The organism is Nocardia barduliensis, from assembly GCF_013315795.1.
Classification (GTDB): Bacteria; Actinomycetota; Actinomycetes; order Mycobacteriales; family Mycobacteriaceae; genus Nocardia; species Nocardia barduliensis.
Genome location: NZ_JABLTE010000014.1, coordinates 58,016 through 82,283, shown reverse-complemented (window position 1 = coordinate 82,283; position 24,268 = coordinate 58,016). Strand labels below are relative to the sequence as shown.

Sequence of the window (24,268 nt, the reverse complement as noted above, 5' to 3'; positions counted from 1 at the left end):
TCGGGCAGCCGCAGCGCCATGGTCTGGGAGAACCGCTGGTAGGACGAGCCGCTTCCGAGGATCTGCCGCATGATCGGGGTCAGCGGGATCTCGCCGACACCGCCGCCGGGCAGCTCCTCCAGCTTCGCCTGTTCGGTCCCCGAGCCGAGCGCGGCGATCTCGGCCAGCGAGGCCACGCTGCGCCGCTCGAACACGTCACGCGGAGTGAACAGCACGCCGCGCGCCTTGGCCCGGGAGACCAGCTGGATCGACAGGATGCTGTCGCCGCCGAGCGCGAAGAACGAGTCGTCCAAACCGATCTGGTCCACGCCGAGCACTTCGGCGAACACCTCGGCGATGACGGCCTCGACCTCGCTGGCCGGTGCGCGGAATTCGCGCGGGGCCAGCTCGGGCTCGGGCAGCGCCTTGCGATCCAACTTGCCGACCGGGGTCAGCGGGATCTCGTCGATCACCACGATCGCCGTCGGCACCATGTGCGGCGGCAGGCTGCGCGAGGCGTACTCGGTCAGCCTCGCCGTGTCGATCTCGCGACCCGGCGCGGCCAGCACGTAGGACACCAGGATCGTCGCGCCCGCCTCGGTCTTGCGGCCGATGGTGATCGCGTACTCGACGTCCTCGTGGCTGGCCAGCACGGTGTCGATCTCGCCGAGCTCGATGCGGAACCCGCGGATCTTCACCTGGAAGTCCGAGCGGCCCACGTAGTCCAGCTCCCAGCGCACCGACGGCAGCGCGGCGTTGCCCGCCCGCTCGCCGGGTTCGGCGAACCAGCGCACCACGTCACCGGTGCGGTACATCCGCGCGCCCTCGGTGCTCCACGGGTTGGCGACGAACCGTTCCGCGGTGAGGTCGGGGCGGTTGTGGTAGCCGCGCGCCAGCGCGCCACCGGCCAGGTACAGCTCGCCCGCGACACCCGGCGGCACCGGGTTGAGCCGGTTGTCCAGCACCAGCGCGGACATCCCGCGCACCGGGCGGCCGATGGTGATGTGCCTGCCCGGGGTGAGCTGGGCGTAGGAGGAGATGATCGTCGTCTCGGTCGGACCGTAGGCGTTGAAGTACTTGCGGCCCGGCCACCACTTGGCCAGCAGCTCCGGCGTGGTGACGTCACCGCCGACGGAGGCCACTTCGAGCGCCTCCATGCCTTCCGGATCGACCGTGCCCAGCACCGCGGGGGTGATGATCGTGTGGCTCACCCGCTCGGTGCGCAGCAGCTCGGCCAGGTCCGGGCCGCCGATGATGGTCGACGGCACGACCACCAGCGTCGCGCCGGTGTAGGCGGCGCACAGCCATTCCAGCACCGACGGGTCGAAGCTGGGCGAGCAGATGTGCAGGAACCGGTGGTGCGATTCCAGCTGGTACAGATCGGTCGCGACGCCGACCAGGCCGCCCATGCCCGCGTGGGTCACGGTGACGCCCTTGGGCATACCGGTCGAGCCGGAGGTGTAGATGACGTACGCCGGGTGGCGCATGGCCAGCGACGAGATCCGGTCGGCGTCGGTGACCTGCTCGGCGGACTGGCTTTCGACCAGCTCGCCGAGGGCCGGATCGTCGATCCGCAGCCACTCGACATCGCGCGGCAGCCGGTCGACGTACTCGCTCGCGGTGATGCCGATGACCGCGCCGGAGTCGTTGACCATGTGCCGCATGCGGTCTTCGGGATAGGTCGGGTCCACCGGCACGTGCGCGCCGCCGGCCTTCGCCACCGCCCAGAACGCGGCGACCATCTCGTAGGACCGCGGGAACGACAGCGCCACGATGCGCTCCGGTCCCACACCGCGCGAGATGAGCACCCGCGCCAGGCGCGAGGAGTACTCGTCCAGTTCGCGGTAGGTGATCGAGCGGCCCTGGTAGCGCACCGCGATCTGCTCCGGGTCCAGCCGCGCGCCGTACTGGAGCAGGTCCGGCAGCAGGCCGGTGGCCATGACGTCCTCGCCCTGCACGTGCGTGAGCAGATGGAACTCGGCGGTGTCCAGCAGCGGCAGGTCGCCGATCGGGGTCTCCCGCTCGGTGGTGATCGCGGTGAGCAGCCTGGTGAAGCGCTCGGCGAACACCCGCACCGTCTCGTCGTCGAACAGGTCGCGCGCGAAGGAGAACTCCGCGTACATGCCCGCGTCGTCGGGGTTCTCCCCGGCCTCGCGGATGGTCAGCGACAGGTCGAACTTGGCGGTGTCGACGTCGAAATCGACCGCGCCCACGTGCAACCCGGGCAGTTCGAAGCTGCTCTCGGGCAGGTTCTCGAACGACAGCGCCACCTGGAACAGCGGGTGCCGCGCGGTGGAGCGCTCCGGGTTGAGCAGTTCCACCAGCCGCTCGAACGGCAGGTCCGCGTGCGCGAACGCCTGCAGGTCGGCGTCCTTGGTGCGGGCAAGGAACTGGCCGAAGGTCAAGTCGCCGTCCACGTGCGAGCGCAGTACCAGGGTGTTGACGAACATGCCGATCACGTCGTCGAGTTCGGCCTCGCCGCGGCCCGCGATGGGCGTGCCGACGGCGATGTCGTCGGTGCCGGACATCCGCGCGAGGAACAGCGCGAGCGCGGCGTGCACGACCATGAACAGCGTCGCGTTCTGCTCCCTGGCGATCTCGGTGAGCATCTGGTGCAGCTCGCCGGAGATCGGGAACACCACGCGTCCACCGGCGAACGACTGCGTCGTCGGACGCGGCCGGTCGGCGGGCAGGTTCAGCTCGTCGGGCAGCCCGGCCAGCGCGGTGCGCCAGTATTCGGCCTGCTGCGAGATCAGGCTCTCCGGGTCGGTCTCGGAGCCGAGCACCTCGCGCTGCCAGAGGCTGAAGTCGGCGTACTGCACCGGCAGCGGCGCCCAGCCCGGCTCCACGCCGGCCGAGCGGGCCGCGTAGGCCAGCATCACGTCGCGGGTCAGCGGGCCCATCGACCAGCCGTCCGCGCTGATGTGATGCGCGACGAACACGAGCACGTATTCGGCTTCGGTGACGCGGAACAGCTTGGCCCGCAACGGAACCTCGGTGGTCACGTCGAACCCGGCCGAGACCACCTCGATGATCCGGTGCCGGATGTCCTCGGGCGCGACCGCTTCGGGCGTCAGGTCCGGCACGGCCCGGTCGACCGGCAGGATCACCTGATGCGCCGTGCCGTCCTGTTCGGGGTAGACGGTGCGCAGCGTCTCGTGCCTGCTGATGACGTCGCCGACCGCCGATTGCAGCGCCTCGACATCCAGTTCGCCGGTGAGCCGCACGGCCACCGGGATGTTGTTCACCGCGGAGGCGGTGTCGAACTGGTTGAGGAACCACATGCGCTGCTGAGCCAGCGACAGCGGAATCCGCTCCGGACGCGGACCCGCGACCAGCTCGCGACGGCCACCGGCGCCCGCGTGCTGCTCGACCTTGACGGCCAGCCCGGCGACGGTGGACGCCTCGAACAGCACACGCACCGGAACACGAGCATCCAAAGCCGCGCCGATACGCGCGGCGACCTGGGTCGCCAACAGCGAATTACCGCCGAGCGCGAAGAAGTCGTCGTCCGCGCCGACGCGTTCGACACCGAGCACCTCGGCGTACACCGAGGCCACGATCTCCTCGATCGGGGTCGAGGGTGCACGGAACGCCTGAACCTCGAACTCCGGCTCCGGCAACGCCTTGCGATCCAGCTTGCCGTTCACATTCAACGGCAACGCATCCAGCACCACGAACGCCGCAGGCACCATATACGAGGGCAGATTCGCGGTGAGTTCGGCCTTCACCCGCGCCACATCGACACCGGTTCCGGCATCCGCAGCGACCAGGTAGGCCACCAACCGGTCACCGGTCTTCGGATCCGACTTCGCGATCACCGCCGTCTGCGCGATCTCCGGCAACGCCAGCAGCGCGGCTTCGATCTCACCGAGTTCGATACGGAACCCGCGGATCTTCACCTGGAAATCCGTACGACCTCGGTACTCGAGCTCACCGTGGCTGTTCCACGCGACCAGGTCACCCGTGCGATACATCCGAGCACCCGGTTGGAACGGGTTGGCCACGAACCGATCCGCCGTCAAATCCGCACGACCGAAATAGCCACGCGCCAACTGCGCACCAGCGAGGTACAGCTCACCGGAAACCCCGTCCGGGACCGGCCGCAACCGTCCGTCGAGGACGTAGACCTGGCTGTTCCATTCCGGCGCACCGATCGACACCGACATCTCATCAGCGAGGGTGACGCGGTGGCTGGTGATCGACACCGCCGCCTCGGTCGGACCGTAGAGGTTGAACAGTTCGGTACGCGGGTTCTCCCGCAGGAACCGCTGCGCCACCGAACCCGGCAACGCCTCACCGATCGCCAGCACCCGCCACAGCGAGTTCGGCATACCGGCGGTCAGCAACGCATCCAGCATCGAGGGCACCACATGCAACGTGGTGACCCACTCGCGTGCCATCAACTCGTTCAGATACGCCGGATCCCGGTGACCGTCCGGCGCGGCGATCACCAGACGGCCACCACACACCACCGCCGACCAGAACTCCCACACCGACAAATCGAACGTCGCGGCCGTCTTCAACAGAATCGCATCCGCCGCGTCGAGACCGAACTCGACGTTCTTCCACTGCAACTGATTCGCGATCGCCCCATGCGGCACCGCCACACCCTTCGGCCGACCCGTCGAACCCGAAGTGAAGATCACATACGCCGTGTTCTCCGGACGCAACGGCGCAACCCGATCGGCATCCGTGACCGGCCTGGCGTCCACACCCGACAAATCGAGTTCATCAATCCGCACCACGTCGGCGACGTCGGTGTCGAACTGCGCCTCGGCATTCGTCAGCACACACACCGGTGCCGCCGTCTCGAGGATGTAGCTGGTGCGCTCGACAGCCTGATCCGGATCCACCGGCACATACCCACCACCGGACTTCGCCACCGCATACATCGCCACGACCAGATCCACCGACCGCCGCAACGCCAGCGCCACCCGCGACTCCGGACCCACACCCAACGAGATCAAATGCCGCGCGAGACGATTCACCCGCGCATCGAGCGCACCGTAGGTGATCGACTCACCGTCCTCGGTGACGAGCGCGACTTCCTTCGGCCCGGCCGCCACCGTGGCGTCCAGCAGCGACACCAGCGTGGCCGAGGTGTCCACCGCCTGGTCGGTCGCGTTGCGCGCGGTGAGCAGCTGCGTCCGCTCGGCGGCGTCGAGCAGTTCGAGGTCGCCGACCGGCGTGCGCGGCGCGGCGACGATCTCGCCGAGCAGGCGCGCGAACCGGTCGACGAAGCCCTGCACCGTCGCGCGATCGAACATGTCGGTCGCGTAGGTGAAGAAACCGGTGATGCCCTCGGGCGCACCCGCGTCGTCGTAGCGGTCGGTCGCGATCAGGTGCAGGTCGAACTGGGACAGCTCGGTGTCGATGTCCAGGCCCGACACGCTCAGGCCGGGCAGTTCCAGCGCGGACTGCGCCAGGTTCTGGAACGACAGACCCACCTGGAACAGCGGGTGCCGCGCGGTCGAGCGCACCGGGTTGAGCACCTCGACCAGGCGCTCGAACGGCACGTCGGCGTTGGCGAACGCCTGGATGTCGGTCTCGCGCTGACGGGCCAGCAGCTCGGTGAACGCCTCGCCCGCCTCGACCCGGGTGCGGAACACCAGGGTGTTGACGAACATGCCGATCAGGTCGTCCAGCGCGGCTTCGCCACGACCCGCCATCGGCGTGCCGATCGCGATGTCGTCGGTGCCGGACAGCCGGGCCAGCAGCACCGCCAGCGCGGTGTGCACGACCATGAACAGCGTCGCGCCCTCCGCGCGGGCCAGCTCGATCAGCGCTTGATGGGTCCGCGCGTCCACCCGCAGCTCGACCTTGCCGCCCGCGAACGACTGCACCGCGGGACGCGGCCGGTCCGAGGGCAGGTCCAGTTGATCGGGCAGCTCGGCCAGGGCCTGCTTCCAGTAGGCGACCTGCTTGGCGGCCAGCGATTCCGGATCGTCCTCGTCGCCGAGCAGTTCGCGCTGCCAGATGCTGTAGTCCGCGTACTGGACCTCCAGCGGCGCCCAGTTCGGCGCCTCGCCCGCCGCACGCGCGGCATAGGCGATCATCAGGTCCCTGGTCAGCGGGCCGACCGATGAGCCGTCACCGGAGATGTGGTGCACCACCATGGCCAGCACGTAGTCCACGGACCCGTCCGGGCCGTTCTGCGCGCCCTCTCCGGCGATCTGGAACAGCGCGACCTTCACCGGCACCTCGGTGGTGACGTCGAAGATCGTCGAGGTCAGCGCCACCACGGCGGACTCGATCTGCGACGGCGCGACCACCCGCACCTCGAGGCGCGGCACCGCCTGCGCGGGCGGCAGGATGACCTGCACCGGCCCCGCCTCGGTCTGCGGGTAGACGGTGCGCAGGATCTCGTGGCGGCTCACCAGGTCCGCGATGGCGGCGCGCAGCGCGGCCACGTCCAGCGCGCCCGACAGCCGCACCGCGATCGGCACGTTGTAGGCCGCCGACTGGGTGTCGAACCGGTTGAGGAACCACATACGCTGCTGCGCCAGCGACAGCGGGATGTGCTCCGGCCGCTGTCCCGCGGTCAGCGCGCGGCGACCCCCCATGTCGGCGTGCTGCTCCACACGCACCGCGAGCGCGGCCACGGTGGACGCCTCGAACAGCAGGCGCACCGGCACCCGCGTGTCCAGCGCCTCGCCCAGGCGGGCGGCGACCTGCGTGGCCAGCAGTGAGTTACCGCCCCAGGCGAAGAAGTCGTCGTCCAGGCCAAGCCGCTTGCTCTCGGCCCCTTCCCGATCGGAGATCCGCAGTACCTCGGCGAAGGTGTTCGCCACGATCTGCTCGATCGGCGTGACCGGCGCGCGGAACACCGCCTTCTCGAAGGTGGGCCGCGGCAATGCCTTACGGTCCAGCTTGCCGTTGGCGTTGAGCGGCAACGCGTCCAGCTCGATCAGCATCGACGGCACCATGTACGACGGCAGCTCGGCCGCGAGCGCGGACTGCAACGCGCGGTTGTCCAGCGTGCCCGTCCTGGTCACCACGTAGGCGACCAGCCGGTCGCCGATGCTCGGATCGTTGTGCGCCACGACGGCGGCCGCGCTCACCACGTCCTGCCGCAGCAGCGCGGCCTCGATCTCGCCGAGCTCGATGCGGAAACCGCGGATCTTCACCTGGAAGTCGGTGCGGCCACGGTAGTCCAGCTCACCGGTGGCGCTCCAGGCCACCAGGTCGCCGGTGCGGTACATCCGGTCGCCCGCCGCGCCGAACGGGTCGGCGACGAACCGGTCGGCGGTCAGGTCGGCGCGACCGAAGTAACCGCGCGCCAGCTGCGCGCCAGCCAGGTACAACTCACCCGAGACGCCGACCGGAACCGGCCGAAGGCGGGAGTCGAGCACGTAGACCCGGCTGTTCCACTCCGGCGCGCCGATCGACACCGACGCCTCGTCGGCATCGGTGACCAGATGGCTGGTGATCGACACCGCCGCCTCGGTCGGACCGTAGAGGTTGTGCAGTTCGGCGGCGTTGTTGCGGCGCAACCGCTGGGCGGTCGCGGCGGGCAGCGCCTCGCCGATGGCCAGCACGCGCCGCAGCGAGCCCGACAGGCGGCCACCGGATTCGGTGAGCAACGCGTCCAGCATGGACGGCACCACGTGCAGCGTGGTGACGCCGGTGGCGCGCATCAGCTCGTTCAGGTACGCCGGGTCGCGGTGCCCGTCGGCGGCCGAGATCACCAGGCGGCCGCCGGAAGCCGCGGCCGACCAGAACTCCCACACCGAGAGGTCGAACGTCGCCGCCGTCTTCAGCAGCACCGCGTCGTCCGCGCCGAGCTCGAAGACGGCCGTCTCCCACTGCAACTGGTTGACGATCGCGCCGTGCGGAACGGCGACGCCCTTCGGCTGGCCGGTCGAACCGGACGTGAAGATCACGTACGCGGTGTTCGCGGGGGTCAGCGCACCCGTGCGCTCGTCGGCGGTCACCGGAGCGGCCGGGTACCCGGCGAGGTCGAGGCCGTCGATCTGCACGGTCTCGGCCGCGGCGGTGCGGAAGCCGTCGCGCGCGGTGGTGAGCACGCACACCGGCGCGGCGGTGCCCAGGATGTAGTCGGTCCGCTCGGCCGGCTGGTCCGGATCGATCGGCACGTACGCCGCGCCCGCCTTCGCGACCGCGTACATCGCGACCACCAGATCGGTGGACCGGCGGATCGCCAGCGCGACCCGGTCCTCCGGGCCGACACCGCGGCCGATCAGGTAGCGGGCCAGGCGGTTGACCCGCGCGTCCAGCTCGGCGTAGGTCAGCTCCCTGCGCCCGGTCGGCTCGTCGGCGACCAGCGCCACCGCCTCCGGCGTCGCGGCCACGGTGGCATCCAGCAGCGACACCAGCGTCGCCGTCGTATCCACGGCGTGGTCGGTGTCGTTCCAGGCGGTGAGGATGCGCTCGCTCTCCTGCGGCGCGAGCAGATCGATCTCACCCACCAGCACCGAGGCGTCGGCCAGCACGGCGTCGAGCACGCGCAGGAACCGGTCGGCGAAGCCCTGCACCGTGTCCTCGTCGAACAGGTCGGTGGCGTAACCGAATTCGGTGATGATCTCGGCCGGCGTGCCGTCCTCGGCGTACCGGTCGTAGAGCGTGACGTGCAGATCGGTCTTGGCCAGCTGCGAGTCGAAGTTGACCGCGCTCACCGTCAGGCCGGGCAGCTCGAAGGTGGTCTCGGCCAGGTTCTGGAACGACAGGCCCACCTGGAACAGCGGGTTGCGTGCGGTCGAGCGCACCGGGTTGAGCACCTCGACCAGGCGCTCGAACGGCACGTCGGCGTTGGCGAACGCCTCCAGGTCGCGTTCCTTCACGTCGCCGAGCAGGTCGGCGAACGAGTCACCAGCGTTCACTTCGGTTCGGAACACCAGGGTGTTGACGAACATGCCGATCAGGTCGTCGAGTTCGCGTTCACCGCGACCGGCGATCGGGGTGCCGACCGCGATGTCGTCGGTGCCCGACAGCCGCGACAGCAGCACCGCCAGCGCCGCGTGCACCACCATGAACAGCGACGCGTTGTGCGCGCGCGCCAGTTCGTGCAGGCGGGTGTGGCGTTGCGGGTCGATCTCGAAGCGGATCGCCTTGCCCTGGAACGACTGCGCGGGCGGGCGCGGGCGGTCGGCGGGCAGCTCCAGCTGGTCGGGCAGGTCGGCCAGCGCCGCCGTCCAGTACGCCACCTGCCGTGCGGCCAGCGATTCCGGATCGTCCTCGGACCCGAGCACCGCGCGCTGCCACAGCGCGTAGTCGGCGTACTGCACCGGCAGCGGCTGCCACTGCGGCGCCTCGCCCTGCACGCGGGCCACATAGGCGGCCATCACGTCACGGGCCAGCGGGCCCATCGACGAGCCGTCGGCGGCGACGTGGTGCACGGTGAACGCGAGCACATGCTCGGCTGTGCCGGATTCCGCCCTACTCCCACCCGGGACGATCCGGAACAGCGCCACCGCCAGCGGCACCTCGACGGTGACGTCGAATGTGGTCAGCGCGAAGCCGATGACGGCGCCGAGCAGATCCTCCTCGGCGACGTCGATCGGGGTGAGCGCCGCCGCGGACCGGTCGGCGGGACGGATCACCTGGTGCGGCCCGTCCGCGGAGCGCGGGTAGGTGGTGCGCAGCACCTCGTGGCGGGCGAACACGTCGCCGATGGCCTGTTCCAGCGCGGCCACGTCGAGCGTGCCGGACAGCCGGACGGCCAGCGGGATGTTGTCCACCGCAGAGGTGGCCGTGTCGAACTGGTTGAGGAACCAGTACCGCTGCTGCGCGGGCGAGAGCGGGATGCGCGCCGGGCGCTCCCCCGCCTCCAGGCGCGGCCGGTCCCGGCCGGACCCGGCGTTGTGCTCCACCCGGGCGGCCAGCGCGAGCACGGTGGACGCCTCGAACAGGTCGCGCACCGCGAGTCCGGTGTCCAGCGCGGCACCGAGCCGCGCGGTCACCTGGGTGGCCAGCAGCGAGTTGCCGCCGAGTTCGAAGAAGTCGTCGTCCAGGCCGACCCGCGCGACGCCGAGCACGTCGCCGAAGGTGCCCGCCACGATCTCCTCGATCGGGGTGGACGGCGCGCGGAACACCTTGGCCTCGAACACCGGAGCGGGCAGCGCCTTGCGGTCCAGCTTGCCGGAGGCGTTCAGCGGGAACGCGTCCAGCACGACGAACGCCGAGGGCACCATGTAGGCGGGCAGCTCGCCGCCGAGTTCGGCGCGCACGACGTCGATGTCCACCGAGCGGCCCGCGGCCGCGATGACGTACGCGACCAGCTGGTCGCCCAGCCGATCGTCCGAGCGCACCACGACCACCGCCTGCGCGATCGAGTCCAGCGCGGTGAGCGCCGACTCGATCTCGCCCAGCTCGATGCGCAGACCGCGCAGTTTCACCTGGAAGTCGGTGCGGCCCAGGTACTCCAGCTCGCCCTTGGCGGTCCAGGTGACGAGGTCGCCGGTGCGGTACATGCGCGCGCCTGGCTCCCCGTACGGGTTGGCCACGAACCGGTCGGAGGTCAGCTCGGGACGCGCGACGTAGCCGCGGGCCAGTTGCACGCCCGCGAGGTACAGCTCACCCGCGACACCCACCGGGACCGGGTGCAGGCGCGAATCCAGCACGTACACCTGCATGTTGAACACCGGAGCGCCGATCGGCACCGACACCGTGTCGTCCTCGGTCACCTCGTGATAGGTGACGTCGACCGCGGCTTCGGTCGGGCCGTACAGGTTGTGCAACCGCGCGCCGGTCAGCTCCTGCATCCGCTGCGCGGTGGCGGCGGGCAGCGCCTCGCCGGAGGCGAAAACATTGCGCAGGCTGGTGCACTCGTCGGCGCGTTCCTCGGCAACGAACACCGACAGCATCGACGGCACGAAGTGCGCCGTGGTGACCTGCTCGCCGGTGATGACCTGCACGAGATAGCCCGGGTCGCGATGACCGTCGGGCTTGGCCACCACGAGCCGTGCGCCGACCTGCAAGGGCCAGAAGAACTCCCACACCGACACGTCGAAGGTGGCCGGGGTCTTCTGCAACACCACGTCGGTGTCGTCCAAGCCGTACTCGTCCTGCATCCACACCAGGCGGTTGACGATCGCGGCGTGCGAGACCGCCACGCCCTTCGGACGGCCGGTCGAACCGGAGGTGAAGATCACGTACGCGGTGTTCGACGGACGCAGCGGCGCACGGCGTTCCGCGTCGGTGACCGGCTCGCCGGAGTAGTCGGCCAGCGGCACCAGATCGATCTCGATCGCCCGGGTCTCGCCCGCGTCGAACTCGTCGCGCGAGGTGGTCAGCACGCACACGGGGCGAGCGGTGTCGAGCACGTAGCGGGTGCGGTCGGCCGGGTGGTCCGGGTCCAGCGGCACGTACGCGCCACCGGCGACGCTCACCGCGTACATGCCGACGACCAGGTCGATCGAGCGGCGCATGCCCAGCGCCACCATCGAGTCCGGGCCGACGCCCAGCGCGATCAGGTGCCGGGCCAAGCGGTTCACCGTGGCAGCGAACTCGGCGTAGGACAGACTCGTCCCCTCGAACGTCACCGCGGTCGCGTCCGGGGTCCGCGCGAGCTGCGCGGCGAACATCGACACCAGGGTGGCGGCCGGGTCGACCGGGTGCACGGTGTCGTTCCACCGCTCGATGACCTCGGTGCGCTCGACGCTGTCGAGCAACTCGACATCGCCGATGGTCACCGACGGATCCGCGGCGACCGCGGTCAGCAACCGGACAAGGCGCGCCGCCACGCCCGCGATGGTGTCGGCGTCGAACATGTCGGTCGCGTAGGCGAATTCGGCGGTCATGCCGTCGGCCGCGCCCGAAGCGTCGAACCGGTCGGCGAGGTTGAGATGCAGGTCGAACTTGGCGGTCACCACGTCCAGCGGCACACCGGCCACCTCGAGCCCGGGCAGCTCGAACGCGGCTTCGCCGGTGTTCTGGAACGACAGCATCACCTGGAACAGCGGGTGGCGCGCCTGCGAGCGCGCCGGGTTCAGGATCTCCACCAGCCGCTCGAACGGCAGGTCCGCGTGCGCGAACGCCGACAGGTCGGTGTCCTTGGTGCCGGCCAGCAAGTCGGTGAACGACGCGGCTGGATCGACCGCGCTGCGCAGCACCAGCGTGTTGACGAACATGCCGATGGCGTCGTCGAGCACCGCCTCGCCGCGTCCGGCGACCGCGGTGCCGATGGCGATGTCGTCGCTGCCGGACAGCCGCGCCAGCAGCGCGGCGAACGCAGCGTGCACCACCATGAACAGGCTGGCGCCGTTCGCGCGGGCCAGCGCGTTCAGTTCGCGCAGCAGTTGCGCGTCGAGCGAGAACTCGTACACGCCACCGCGGTTGGACGCGACGGCCGGGCGCGAGCGGTCCGACGGCAGGTCGAGCTGATCGGGCAGCCCGGCCAGGGTGTCGGACCAGAACGCGACCTGCTGGGCGATCAGCGAGCCGGGATCGTCTTCGGAGCCCAGCGTCTCGCGCTGCCACAGCGCGTAGTCGGCGTACTGCACCGGCAGCGGAGCCCAGGCGGGCGCCTCGCCGCGCGAACGCGCCGAGTAGGCCAGCATCACGTCGCGCGCCAGCGGGCGCACCGACCAGCCGTCACCGGAGATGTGGTGCACCACGAACACCAGCACGTGGGTGTCGGGCTGCGAGCCGTCCATCGAGCCCGCGATGCGGAACAGCTCGGCCCGCACCGGAACCGCGGCGGTGACGTCGAAGCCGGTCAGCACCAGGTCGCTGATCCGCTCCTGGATCTCGGCCTCGGACACCTCGATCGGGGTGAGATCGATGGCGCTGTGCCCGGCGGGCAGCACGACCTGCACGCCCTGGCCGTCGGCGGTCTCCGGGTAGACGGTGCGCAGCACCTCGTGCCGGTCGACCACGTCGGCGACGGCCTGGCGCAGCGCCTCGGTGTCCAGGGTGCCGGTGAGCCGGACCGCGAGCGGGATGTTGTTCACCGCGGTCCGGTTGTCGAACCGGTTCAGGAACCACATGCGCTGCTGGGCCAGCGACAACGGGATCTTCGACGGGCGCGGGCCTGCCACGAGTTCGCGGCGGCGGCCGGTGCCCTGGTGCGCCTCGACCCGGACGGCCAGCGCGGCCACCGTCGGCGCCTCGAACAGCGTGCGGACCGGGATCCTGGTGTCCAGCGCCGCGCCGAGGCGGGCGACCACCTGGGTGGCGATCAGCGAGTTGCCGCCCAGCTCGAAGAAGTCGTCGTCCAGGCCGACCGCGCGTCCGGTCTGCGCCAAGCCGAGCACCTCGGCGAAGACGTCGGCGACGATCTCCTCCACCGGAGTCGACGGCGCGCGGAATTCCCGCGCCTCGAAGACCGGTTCGGGCAGCGCGCGCCGGTCCAGCTTGCCGTTCGGGTTCAGCGGCATGGCGTCGAGCACCACGATCGCGGCGGGCACCATGTAGGACGGCAGCTGCGCGGCCAAGTGCGCACGCAGCGCCTCGACGTCCACCGTCGCACCGGCGGCGGGCACCACGTAGCCGACCAGCTGGTCGCCCGTGCGCGCGTCGGAACGCACCAGCGCGACCGACTGCGCGACCGATTCGTGGGCGCTGAGCGCGGACTCGATCTCGCCGAGCTCGATGCGCAGACCGCGCAACTTCACCTGGAAGTCGGTGCGGCCCAGATATTCGATGGCGCCGGTGGCGTCCCGGGTGACCAGGTCGCCGGTGCGGTACATCCGCGCGCCGGGCGCCCCGTACGGGTTCGCGACGAAGCGGTCCGCGGTCAGGTCGGCGCGGCCGAAGTAACCGCGTGCCAGCTGGTCACCCGCGAGGTACAGCTCGCCCGCGACGTTCGGCGGCACCGGGTGCAGGCGCGCGTCCAGCACGTAAGCCTGCGCGTTCCACACCGGCAGGCCGATCGGCACGGCGCCGTCCACTTGCTCGGCGACGGGTGCGTGCGTGGCGTGCACGGTGAACTCGGTGGGGCCGTAAAGGTTGTACAGCGCTGCGTCGCTGACCCGCCGGATGGCGACGACGGCGTCGGCCGTGAACGCCTCACCGGCGACGAACAGCGTGCGCAGCGAGGCGAGCGCGTCCGCGTCGGCCGGGTCGATCGCGCCCGCGAAGACGGTCAGCATGGACGGCACGAACGAGGTCATGGTGACCCGCTCGGCCGCGATCACCTCGGCGAGGTACTGCGGGTCGCGGTGCCCGTCCGGGCTCGCCACCACGATCCGGCCGCCGGTGCTCAGCGGGCCGAACAGCTCCCACACCGACACGTCGAAGGTGGCGGGCGTCTTGAACAGCACCACGTCGTCGGCGCCGATGCCGTATTCGCCGGTGATCCAGCGGATCTGGTTGACGACCGCGGCGTGCGGCACGGCGACGCCCTTGGGACGGCCGGTGGAGCCGGAGGTGAAGATCACGTACGCCGGGTGCTGCGGGCGCAGCGGCGCGATGCGCTCGGCATCGGTGAGCGGCGCGACGGAGTAACCGGACAGGTCCAGCTCATCGGTGCGCAGCGTGGCGCGGCCCGCCCCGTCGAACGCGTCGCGGGCGGTGGTCAGCACGCAGACCGGGTCGGCCGAGTCGAGCACGTAGTGCACGCGGTCGGCGGGCTGGTCCAGGTCCAGCGGCACGTAACCGCCGCCCGCGGCGTGCACCGCGTAGGCGGCCACGACCAGGTCCACCGAGCGGCGCATACCCAGGGCGACCAGCGTCTCCGGGCCGACGCCCGCCTCGATGAGGCGGCGCGCGAGCCGCCGCACCCGGGCGGCGAATTCGGCGTAGTCGAGCGAAGTTCCGGTGGCCGGGTCGACCACGGCAACCGCGTCCGGCGTGGCCGCGGCCTGCGCGTCGAACTCCTCGACCAGCGTGCGCACCGGGCCGAGGTGGCGGGCGGTGTCGTTCCAGCCGCGCAGCGCCCGCGCGGTCTCCTGCTCGTCCAGCAGCGCGATGTCGCCGATCGGCCGGTCCGGCTCGGCGGCGACGGCCTTCAGCAACCGGCCGAAGCGCACGCCGAACTCGGCCATGGTGGCCGGGTCGAACAGGTCGGTGGCGTAGATCAGCTCGGCGGCGATGCCCGCGGGGGCAGCGCCCGCGCCGACGGCCGCCTCGGCGACGTCGCGCTCGGACAGCACCAGTTGCAGGTCGAACTTGGCGACGTCGATCGGCAGCTCGACACCGCTCACCGTCAGGCCGGGCAGCTCCAGGCTGTTCTGGCCGGTGTTCTGGAACGACAGCATCACCTGGAACAGCGGGTGGCGCGCCTGCGAGCGCGCCGGGTTCAGGATCTCCACCAGCCGCTCGAACGGCAGGTCGGCGTGTCCGAACGCGGCGATGTCGGCGGCGCGCACCGAACGCAGCAGCTCGGTGAACGTCGCGCCGCTCTCGATCGGGGTGCGCAACACCAGGGTGTTGACGAACATGCCGATCAGGTCGTCGAGCGCGCGCTCGCCGCGGCCCGCGATCGGGGTGCCGATCGCGATGTCGTCCTCGCCGGACAGCCGCGACAGCAGCACGGCCAGCGCGGTGTGCGCGACCATGAACAGCGTCGCGCCCCTGGTGCGGGCGAGTTCGGTGAGCTGGGCGTGGGTCTGCGCGTCGATCTCGAAGACGTGCGTGGCGCCGCGGCCGGAGGCGACGGCGGGGCGCGGCCGGTCGGCGGGCAGGTCCAGTTGCTCGGGCAGCCCGCGCAGCGTGTCCGACCAGAACGAGATCTGCTCGGAGATCACCGAATTCGGGTCGTCCTCGGCGCCGAGCACCTGACGCTGCCACAGCGCGAAGTCCGCGTACTGCACTTCCAGCGGACGCCACGCGGGCTCGCCGCCGTCGACGCGCGCGCCGTAGGCGGTCATCACGTCCCGGGTGAGCGGGCCCATGGAGAAGCCGTCGGCCGAGATGTGGTGCACCACCAGGGCGAGCACGTGCTCGGTGGGGCTGATCTCGAACAGCCGGGCGCGGAAGGGCACCTCGGCGGTGACGTCGAAGGCCGTGCCGATCAGCCGCGCGAGCTGTTCGGGCAGTTCGGCTTCGGTGACGTCGACCGGGGTGAGGTCGGGAATGACCTTCGCGGTGGCCACGGTCTGCTGGTGCGCTGCGCCGTCGACCTCGGGGTAGAACGTGCGCAGCGACTCGTGGCGGGCCAGCACGTCGGCGACGGCGATCTGCAACGCCTGCCGGTCGAGCAGGCCGGACAGCCGCACCGCGGCCGGGATGTTGTCCACCGCCGAGTCGGGGTCGAAGCGGTTGAGGAACCACATGCGCTGCTGGGCCAGCGACAGCGGCACCAGCTCCGGCCGCTGCTGCGGCGCCAGCGGCGCCCGGCCGCCCGCGCCCGCCTTGGTCTCCGCGCGCGCCGCGAGGGCGACCACGGTGGACGCCTCGAACAGCTCGCGCACACCGAGGTCGGTGTCCAGCGCGGCGGACAGGCGCGCGGCGACCTGGGTGGCCGACAGCGAGTTGCCGCCGAGGGCGAAGAAGTCGTCGTCCAAGCCGACCCGCTCCAGGCCGAGCACGTCGGCGAAGGTGGCGGCGACGATCTCCTCGACCGGCGTGGTGGGGGCGCGGAACACCGCGGCTTCGAACACCGGCGCGGGCAGGGCCTTGCGGTCCAGCTTGCCGGAGGCGTTGAGCGGGAACTCGTCGAGGACGATCACGACCGACGGCACCATGTACGCGGGCAGCTGCCGCGCCAGGTCCTCCCGGACCAGGTCGGTGTCCATGGCCGCGTCCGGCGCGGGGATGACGTACGCGACGAGCTGATCGCCCGCGTGCGCGTCGGAGCGCACCACCACGACCGACTGCGCGACTTCCTCCAAGCCGGTCAGCGCGGATTCGATCTCGCCGAGCTCGATACGCAGACCACGCAACTTCACCTGGAAGTCGGTGCGGCCCAGATACTCCAGCTCACCGTGCTCGGTCCAGGCCACCAGGTCACCCGTGCGGTACATCCGCGCACCGGGCTCCCCGAACGGGTTCGCCACGAACCGATCGCTGGTCAGATCCGGACGCGCCACGTAACCACGCGCCAGCTGCGTGCCCGCGAGGTACAGCTCACCCGCGACACCCACCGGCACCGGACGCAGACGCGCGTCCAGCACGAAGACCTGGGTGTTGAACACCGGAGCACCGATCGGCACGGTCTCGGTGTCGGCGTCGACGACCTCGTGGAAGGTGACGTCGACCGCGGCTTCGGTCGGACCGTACAAGTTGTGCAAAGCCGCACCGGTCAACTCACGCAAGCGGTGCGCGGGCTTGGGCGGCAGCGCCTCACCGGAGGCGAAGACCAACCGCAGCGAATCGCACTGCGCGGCAGCCGCGTCAGCGACGAACACCGCGAGCATCGAGGGCACGAAGTGGGTAACCGTCACCCGCTCGGCGCTGATGACCTCGGCCAGGTAGGCCGGATCGCGGTGGCCGTCGGGCTTGGCGACGACCAGGCGCGCACCGATCTGCAACGGCCAGAAGAACTCCCACACCGACACGTCGAACGTGGCCGGGGTCTTCTGCAACACCGCGTCGTCGGCGGTCAGCTGGTAGGCGGTCTGCATCCAGACCAGACGGTTGACGATCGCGGCGTGCGAGACGGCGACGCCCTTCGGACGACCCGTCGAACCCGAAGTGAAGATCACATAGGCGGTGTTCGACGGACGCAGCGGCGCACGCCGATCGGCGTCGGTGACCGGCGCCTCCGACAGGCCCTTCAGGTCGAGCAGATCGATCCGCACCTGCGCGGTGTCGATGTCCAGATCGCTGCCCGAGGTCAGCACACACACCGGATCGGCCGTGCCGAGGATGTATTCGGTGCGCTCGGCCGGGTGATCCGGGTCCAGCGGCACGTAGGAGCCACCGGCCACGGCCACGGCGTACATGCCGACCACCAGGTCGATCGAGCGCCGCATGCCCAACGCCACATACGATTCCGCGCCGACGCCGCGGGCGATCAGCCAGCGCGCCAGCTGGTTCACCCGCCAGGAGAACTCCGCGTAGGAGAGACTTGTCCCCTCGAACGTGATCGCGGCCGCGTCGGGGGTGCGTTCGACCTGGTCGTAGAACATCGAGACGAGGGTCGCGGCGGAAGCGGAGCCACCCGGCAAGGCGGCGGCCACATCGAATCCGGTGTCGTTCCAGCCGCGCACCACGAGCTCGCGCTCGGCGGTGTCGAGCAGCTCGATGTCGCCGACGACCGCGCCGGGCTCGGCGGTGATCGCGGTAAGCACCCGGATCAGGCGGTCGGCGATGCGGCGCACGGTCTGTTCGTCGAACAGGTCGCGCAGGTAGCCAGCGCGCACCCGCAGCCGCGAGTCCAGCTGCGCGATCAGCGTCAGCGGGTAGTGGGTGGCGTCGGCCGCGTCCAGGCCGACCACCGCCATGCCGTCGATGTCCGCGGCTTGCGCCTGCAAGCCCGCCGCGTCGACCGGGTAGGACTCGAACACCACGAGCGTGTCGAACAGGCCGCCGATGCCCGCGACCGCCTGGATGTCGGCCAGGCCCACGTAGTGGTGGTCCAGCAGGTCGGCCTGCTCGCCCTGGGTGCGCACGAGCAGGTCGCGCACGGACTCCGCCGGGTCGAACCGCACCCGCACCGGCACGGTGTTGATGAACAGGCCGACCATCGCCTCCACGCCGGACAGCTGCGCGGGACGACCGGAGACGGTGGTGCCGAACAGCACGTCGTCGCGGCTGGTCATCCGGCCGACGAGAATGCCCCACGCCGTCTGCAGCACGGTGTTCGGGGTGACGCCGAGCGAGCCGGCCAGCGCGGTCAGCCGCGCGGTGGTCGCCTCGTCCAGCTCGAAGAAGTACTCGCCGGACAGCGAGGTGATCTCTCGACCTGCGTCCGGCCGCGCCAGCAGGGTCGGTTCGCCGACACCGCGCAGCGCGTGCGCCCACGCCGCCAGCGACGCCGCGTGGTCCTGCTGCCTGGTCCAGTCCAGGAAGTGCCGGTAGGAGCGCACCGCGGGCAGCGCCGCGGCATCCGCGTGCACGGCGTAGAGCACCAGCAGATCCCGCATGAGCAGCGGCATGGACCAGCCGTCGAGCAGGATGTGGTGGTTGGACACCACGAACTGCCAGCGGTCGGGCGCGACCTGGATCAGCGTGAACCGGATCAGGGGCGGTGCGGCCAGGTCGAACCGCCGCATGCGGTCGGCCTCGATCAGGTCCTCGGCCGAACCGGAATCGGTCCGGTCGTGCTCGGCCCACGCCACGCGCACGCTGTCCAGCACGATCTGCACCGGGTTGCCGTCGTGGTCGCTGACGAACGCGGTGCGCAGGTTCTCGTAGCGGTCCACCAGCGCCTGTGCCGCCGAACGCAACCGGGCGGCGTCCACCCGGCCGGTGAGCGTCAGCACCGCCTGGGCGGTGTACACGTCCACCGAAGTCGCGGCGAGGCGGGCATGGAACAGCAGACCGGCTTGCAGCGCCGACAGCGGCCAGACGTCCGCCAGCGCCGGGAAGCGCCGCTCCCAGGCGTCGATATCCCGCTGCGTGCTGCGCACCAGCGCGAAGTCCGACGGGGTGTGCCCACCCGCGCCGGTCGAATTGGCGTGGCGGGCCACCGCTTCCAGCGCCGCGGTCCACAGTTCGCCGAACTCGCGCACGTCGGCGGCCGACAGCAGGGTCGACGGGTAGCCGATGTTGGCGGTCAGCTTGTCGCCGACCACGATCGCGTTCACGTCCAGCGGCGCCATCGCGGGCATGTCCGCGTCGTAGTCGCCGCCCAGCGCGCCGAGTTCCGGCGCGGGGATCCAGCCGAAGCCGCGCAGCGATTCCGGTACGTCGCCCTCGGACACGCGGCCGAGGTAGTTGAAGCTCACCTGGCCGGGCAGTTCGCGCGGCAGCTCGGCGGCGGTCTCGGCGTTCAGGTAGCGCAGCAGGCCGTAGCCGATGCCCTTGTCCGGCACCGAGAGCAACTGCTCCTTGACCGCCTTGACCGCCGCGCCCAGCGCGGGGCCGCCGGTGAACGCGGCGTCGACGTCGATGCCGGACAGGTCGAAGCGAACCGGGTAGATCGCGGTGAACCAGCCGACGGTGCGGGACAGATCCGCACCCGGCACCACGTCTTCCTCGCGGCCGTGACCCTCCAGGCGCAGCAGCAGCGAATCCTCGCCACTGGCGGCCACCCGGCGCGCCCGCCACTTCGCGGTGGCCAGCGCGAGCGCGGTGAGCAGGCCGTCGTTCACACCGCCGTGGAACAGCGCCGGAACCGTGGTGAGCAGGGCCTTGGTGACCTCGGCCGATACCTCGACCCGATGCTTGGCGATCACGCCGGAGGTGTCGAGGGCGGGGTCCATCGGACGCTCGGTCAGCAGCGGATCGGGGGTGCCGACCACCGAACGCCAGTAGTCGAGTTCGGCCACCCGCTCGGGGCTGGCGGCCTCGCGCTCCAGCGCGTGCGCCCAGGCGCGCATCGACGTGGCCGGGGCGACCAGCTCGGGGGTCTGCCCCGCGGTGCGCTGGCCCCAGGCCGTGACGAAGTCCGGCACCAGGATGCGCCAGGAGACGCCGTCCACCACCAGGTGGTGGGCGACGACGATCAGGCGTCCGGCGCGCTCGGCGGAATCTGGTTCCAGCCAGACGAACCGGATGACCACGCCCGCCGCGGGATCGAGCCGGTCCAGCGACTCGTCCAGGGCGGCCGAGGCGATCTCGACCAATTCGGCGTCGGTGACGTCCGCGGCGAACCCGGTGCGGTCGATCAGCGCGTCCACCTCGACCGTGCCCGGCGCGGCGGTCTCGACGACCCAGTCGTCGCCGTCGCGGCGCAGGCTCGCGCGCAGCATGTCGTGCCGATCGATGACCGCGCCCACCGTCGCGGCGATGCCCGCCCGGTCGATGCCGGCCGGCAGTTCCAGCGCCAGCGTCTGGTTGAACCGGCCGAACGAGCCGCGCCGCTCGGCCATGAACCGGACCACCGGCGTCAGCGGCATGACGCCGACGCCGCCGCCGGGCGGCTCGGCCAGCGTCGTGGCCGACGCCTCCGCCGCCTCGGTGGTCTCGGCGACCGAGGCCAGCCCGGCCACGGTGCGCTGCTCGAAGACGTGCCGCGGGGTGAACACCACGCCGCGCGCCTTGGCCCGCGAGACCAGCTGGATGGAGACGATGCTGTCGCCGCCGAGTGCGAAGAACGAGTCGTCCACGCCGACCCGCTCCACGCCGAGCACCTCGGCGAACACCTCGGCGATGATCTGCTCGATCGGGGTGCGGGCCGCGCGGAACACGACCTCGGTGGCGAACACCGGCTCCGGCAACGCCTTGCGGTCCAGCTTGCCCACCGGGGTGAGCGGCACGTGGTCGATCACCATGATCGAGGACGGCACCATGTAGGCGGGCAGACGATCCTCGACATGCGCGGTCAATGCCGCCACGTCGATCGAATGTCCTTGCGCGGCCACGACGTAGGACACCAGCGACACCGCGCCCGCGGCGCTCTTGTGGCCGACGGTGACGGCGAAGTCGACGGTCTCGTGCGAGGCCAGCGCGGCGTCGATCTCGCCGAGCTCGATGCGGAAACCGCGCACCTTCACCTGGAAGTCGGAGCGGCCGACATATTCCACCTCGCCGGTGCGGGTCCAGCGGACCACGTCACCGGTGCGGTACATCCGCGCGCCGGGCACGTACGGGTTGGCGACGAATCGCTCCGCCGACAGCCCCGGCCGCGCGTGGTAGCCGCGCGCCAGCTGGACGCCCGACAGATACAGCTCACCTGCCACACCCACCGGAACGGGCCTGAGCTGGGCATCCAGGATCAGCGACTGCATGCCCCTGGTCGGGCCACCGATGGTGACCCGGTCGCCCGGCGCGAGCGCGTCGCTGATGTTGGTCATGATCGTGGTCTCGGTCGGGCCGTAGCCGTTGTGGAAGCGGCGGCCGGAACCGTCCGGCGCGCCACCCCACTTGGTGACCAGATCGGCGGGCACGGCTTCACCACCGGCCACGATCACCCGCATGCCGGCCAGCGCCGCGGAATCCAGCGAGGCGAGCACCGACGGGGTGATGAAGGCGTGCGTGACCCGCTCGGCGCGGATCAGCTCGGACAGCTCGTCGCCGCCGTAGACGCCGGGCGGGCAGACCACCAGGGCGCCGCCGCGGCCGATCGCCAGCAGGAATTCCAGGATCGAGGCGTCGAAGCTGGGCGAGGCGAAATGCAGTGCGCGCGTGTCGGAGTCGACGTCGTAGCGAGCATTCTGCTCGTCCCGGAAGTTGGCAAGGCCCGCGTGGGTGACCACGACGCCCTTGGGCACACCGGTGGAACCGGAGGTGTAGATGACGTACGCGGGATGCTCCGGCCGCAGCGGGCGCACCCGGTCGGCGTCGGTGACCGCGGCGGCGTCGAATCCGTCGAGATCCAGTTCGTCGAGCACCAGCCACTCGACCGACTCGGGCAGCTCGGCGCGCACCGACGCCACGGTCAAACCGATCGGGGAGCCCGAGTCGGTGACCATGTGCGCGATGCGGTCGGCCGGGTAGGTCGGGTCGATCGGCACGAACGCGCCGCCGGACTTGGACACCGCCCACTCGGCGAAGTACGACTCGTCCGAGCGCGGCACCGCGACCGCGACCAGGTCCTCGGTGCCGATGCCGCGTTCGATCAGCAAGCGGGCCAGGCGGTTGGATCGCGCGTCCAGCTCGCCGTAGGAAACACTTCGCCCCTGGAACACCACGGCGGGCGCCTCCGGGTCGATGGCCGCGGCCTCGGCGATCAGGTCCGGCAGCGTCCGCGCGGGCGTGGCGGGCGCGCCGGTGCGGGCGACCAGATCGGCCCGCTCGGCGGCGTCGAGCACGTCGATCGCGCCGACGGTGACCGACGGATCGGCCGCGACGGCAGCGAGCACGCGTTCCCAGCGGTCCACGATGGCCGCCGCGGTGGACTCGTCGAACAGCTCGGTGGCGTAGGTGAGTGCCAAAGCCATGGCGCCGGAACCGGATTCACCGCGATCGGCGAGGGTGAACTGCAGGTCGAAGCGCGCGACGTTCTCTTCCAGGTCCAGCGCGGACACCGAAAGGCCGGGCAGCTCCAGGGTGGTGCGCTCCAGGTTCTGGAACGCCAGCATCACCTGGAACAGCGGGTTGCGGGCCTGCGAGCGCTCCGGCGCGAGCAGTTCCACCAGCCGTTCGAACGGCACGTCGGCGTTGCCGTAGGCGTCCAGGTCGGTGCGGCGCACCCGGTCGAGCAGGTCGGCGAACGACTCACCCGGCTCGATGCCGGTACGCAGCACCAGCGTGTTGACGAACATGCCGACCAGATCGTCGAGCGCGGCCTCGCCGCGGCCCGCGATCGGGGTGCCGACCGCGACGTCGTCGCTGCCGGACAGCCGCGACAACAGCACCGACAGCGCGCCGTGCATCACCATGAACAGCGACGCGCCGCGCTGCCGCGCGAGGTCTTCCAGCGCGGCGACCAGGTCACCGGACAGCTCGCGATGCAGCGTCGCGCCGCGGTGCGAGGCGACGGCCGGACGCGGCCGGTCGGTGGGCAGGGTCAGTTCGTCGGGGACGTCGTCGAGCGCGCGCCGCCAGTACGCGACCTGCTTCGCCAGCAGGGAGTCCGGGTCGTCCTCCGAGCCCAGGATCTCGCGCTGCCAGACCGCGAAGTCGGCGTACTGCACCGCCAGCGGCGCCCAGCCGGGGGCTGCGCCGGTGCTGCGCGCGGTGTAGGCGGCCATCACGTCGCGGGTCAGCGGGCTCATCGAGAAGCCGTCGGCGGCGATGTGGTGCACCACGACGACCAGCACGTGCTCGTCCGGCCCGGCCGCGTACAGCCGGGTGCGCAGCGGAACCTCTTCGGCCACGTCGAATCCGGTGGTGACGAACTCGGTCACCGTCTCGACCAGCCGCGCCGGGTCCACCGCCACGGGATGCAGGTCGAGCACGATGTCCTCGGCGGGCACGATCACCTGGACCGGGGTGCCGCCGTGCTCGGGGTAGCGGGTGCGCAGCGATTCGTGCCTGCGCACCACGTCGGCGACGGCCGAGCGCAGCGCCTCGACATCCAGGGCGCCGGTGAGCCGGATGGCGATCGGCAGGTTGTAGGCCGCCGAGGCGGTGTCGTACTTGTTCAGGAACCACATGCGCTGCTGCGCGAACGACAGCGGCACCAGTTCGTCTGCCGCCCGCTCGCGGGCGACCAGGCGAGCGCGTGCCGCGCCGTCGGCGTGCGATTCCACCCGCGCGGCAAGCGATTCCACCGTCGATGCCTCGAACAGGGTGCGCACGGCGACGGTGGTGCCGAGCGCGGCGCCGATGCGGGCGACCACCCTGGTCGCGATGAGCGAGTTGCCGCCGAGGTCGAAGAAGTCGTCGTCCACGCCGACCCGCTCCAGGCCGAGCACGTCGGCGAACACCGCAGCCACGGTCTCCTGCACGGGGG

1 protein-coding gene (only partly in view) is annotated in these 24,268 nt (G+C 71.1%); it reads right to left on the bottom strand.

All 24,268 nt of this window come from inside a single coding sequence — locus tag HOV91_RS09015, non-ribosomal peptide synthase/polyketide synthase, on the bottom strand. Of the gene's 43,752 coding nucleotides, 15,910 precede the window and 3,574 follow it; the stretch shown corresponds to coding positions 15,911-40,178 — codons 5,304 (partial) to 13,393 (partial); the first complete codon in reading order (the gene reads right to left) occupies positions 24,264 to 24,266. Both codon boundaries (start and stop) fall beyond the window edges.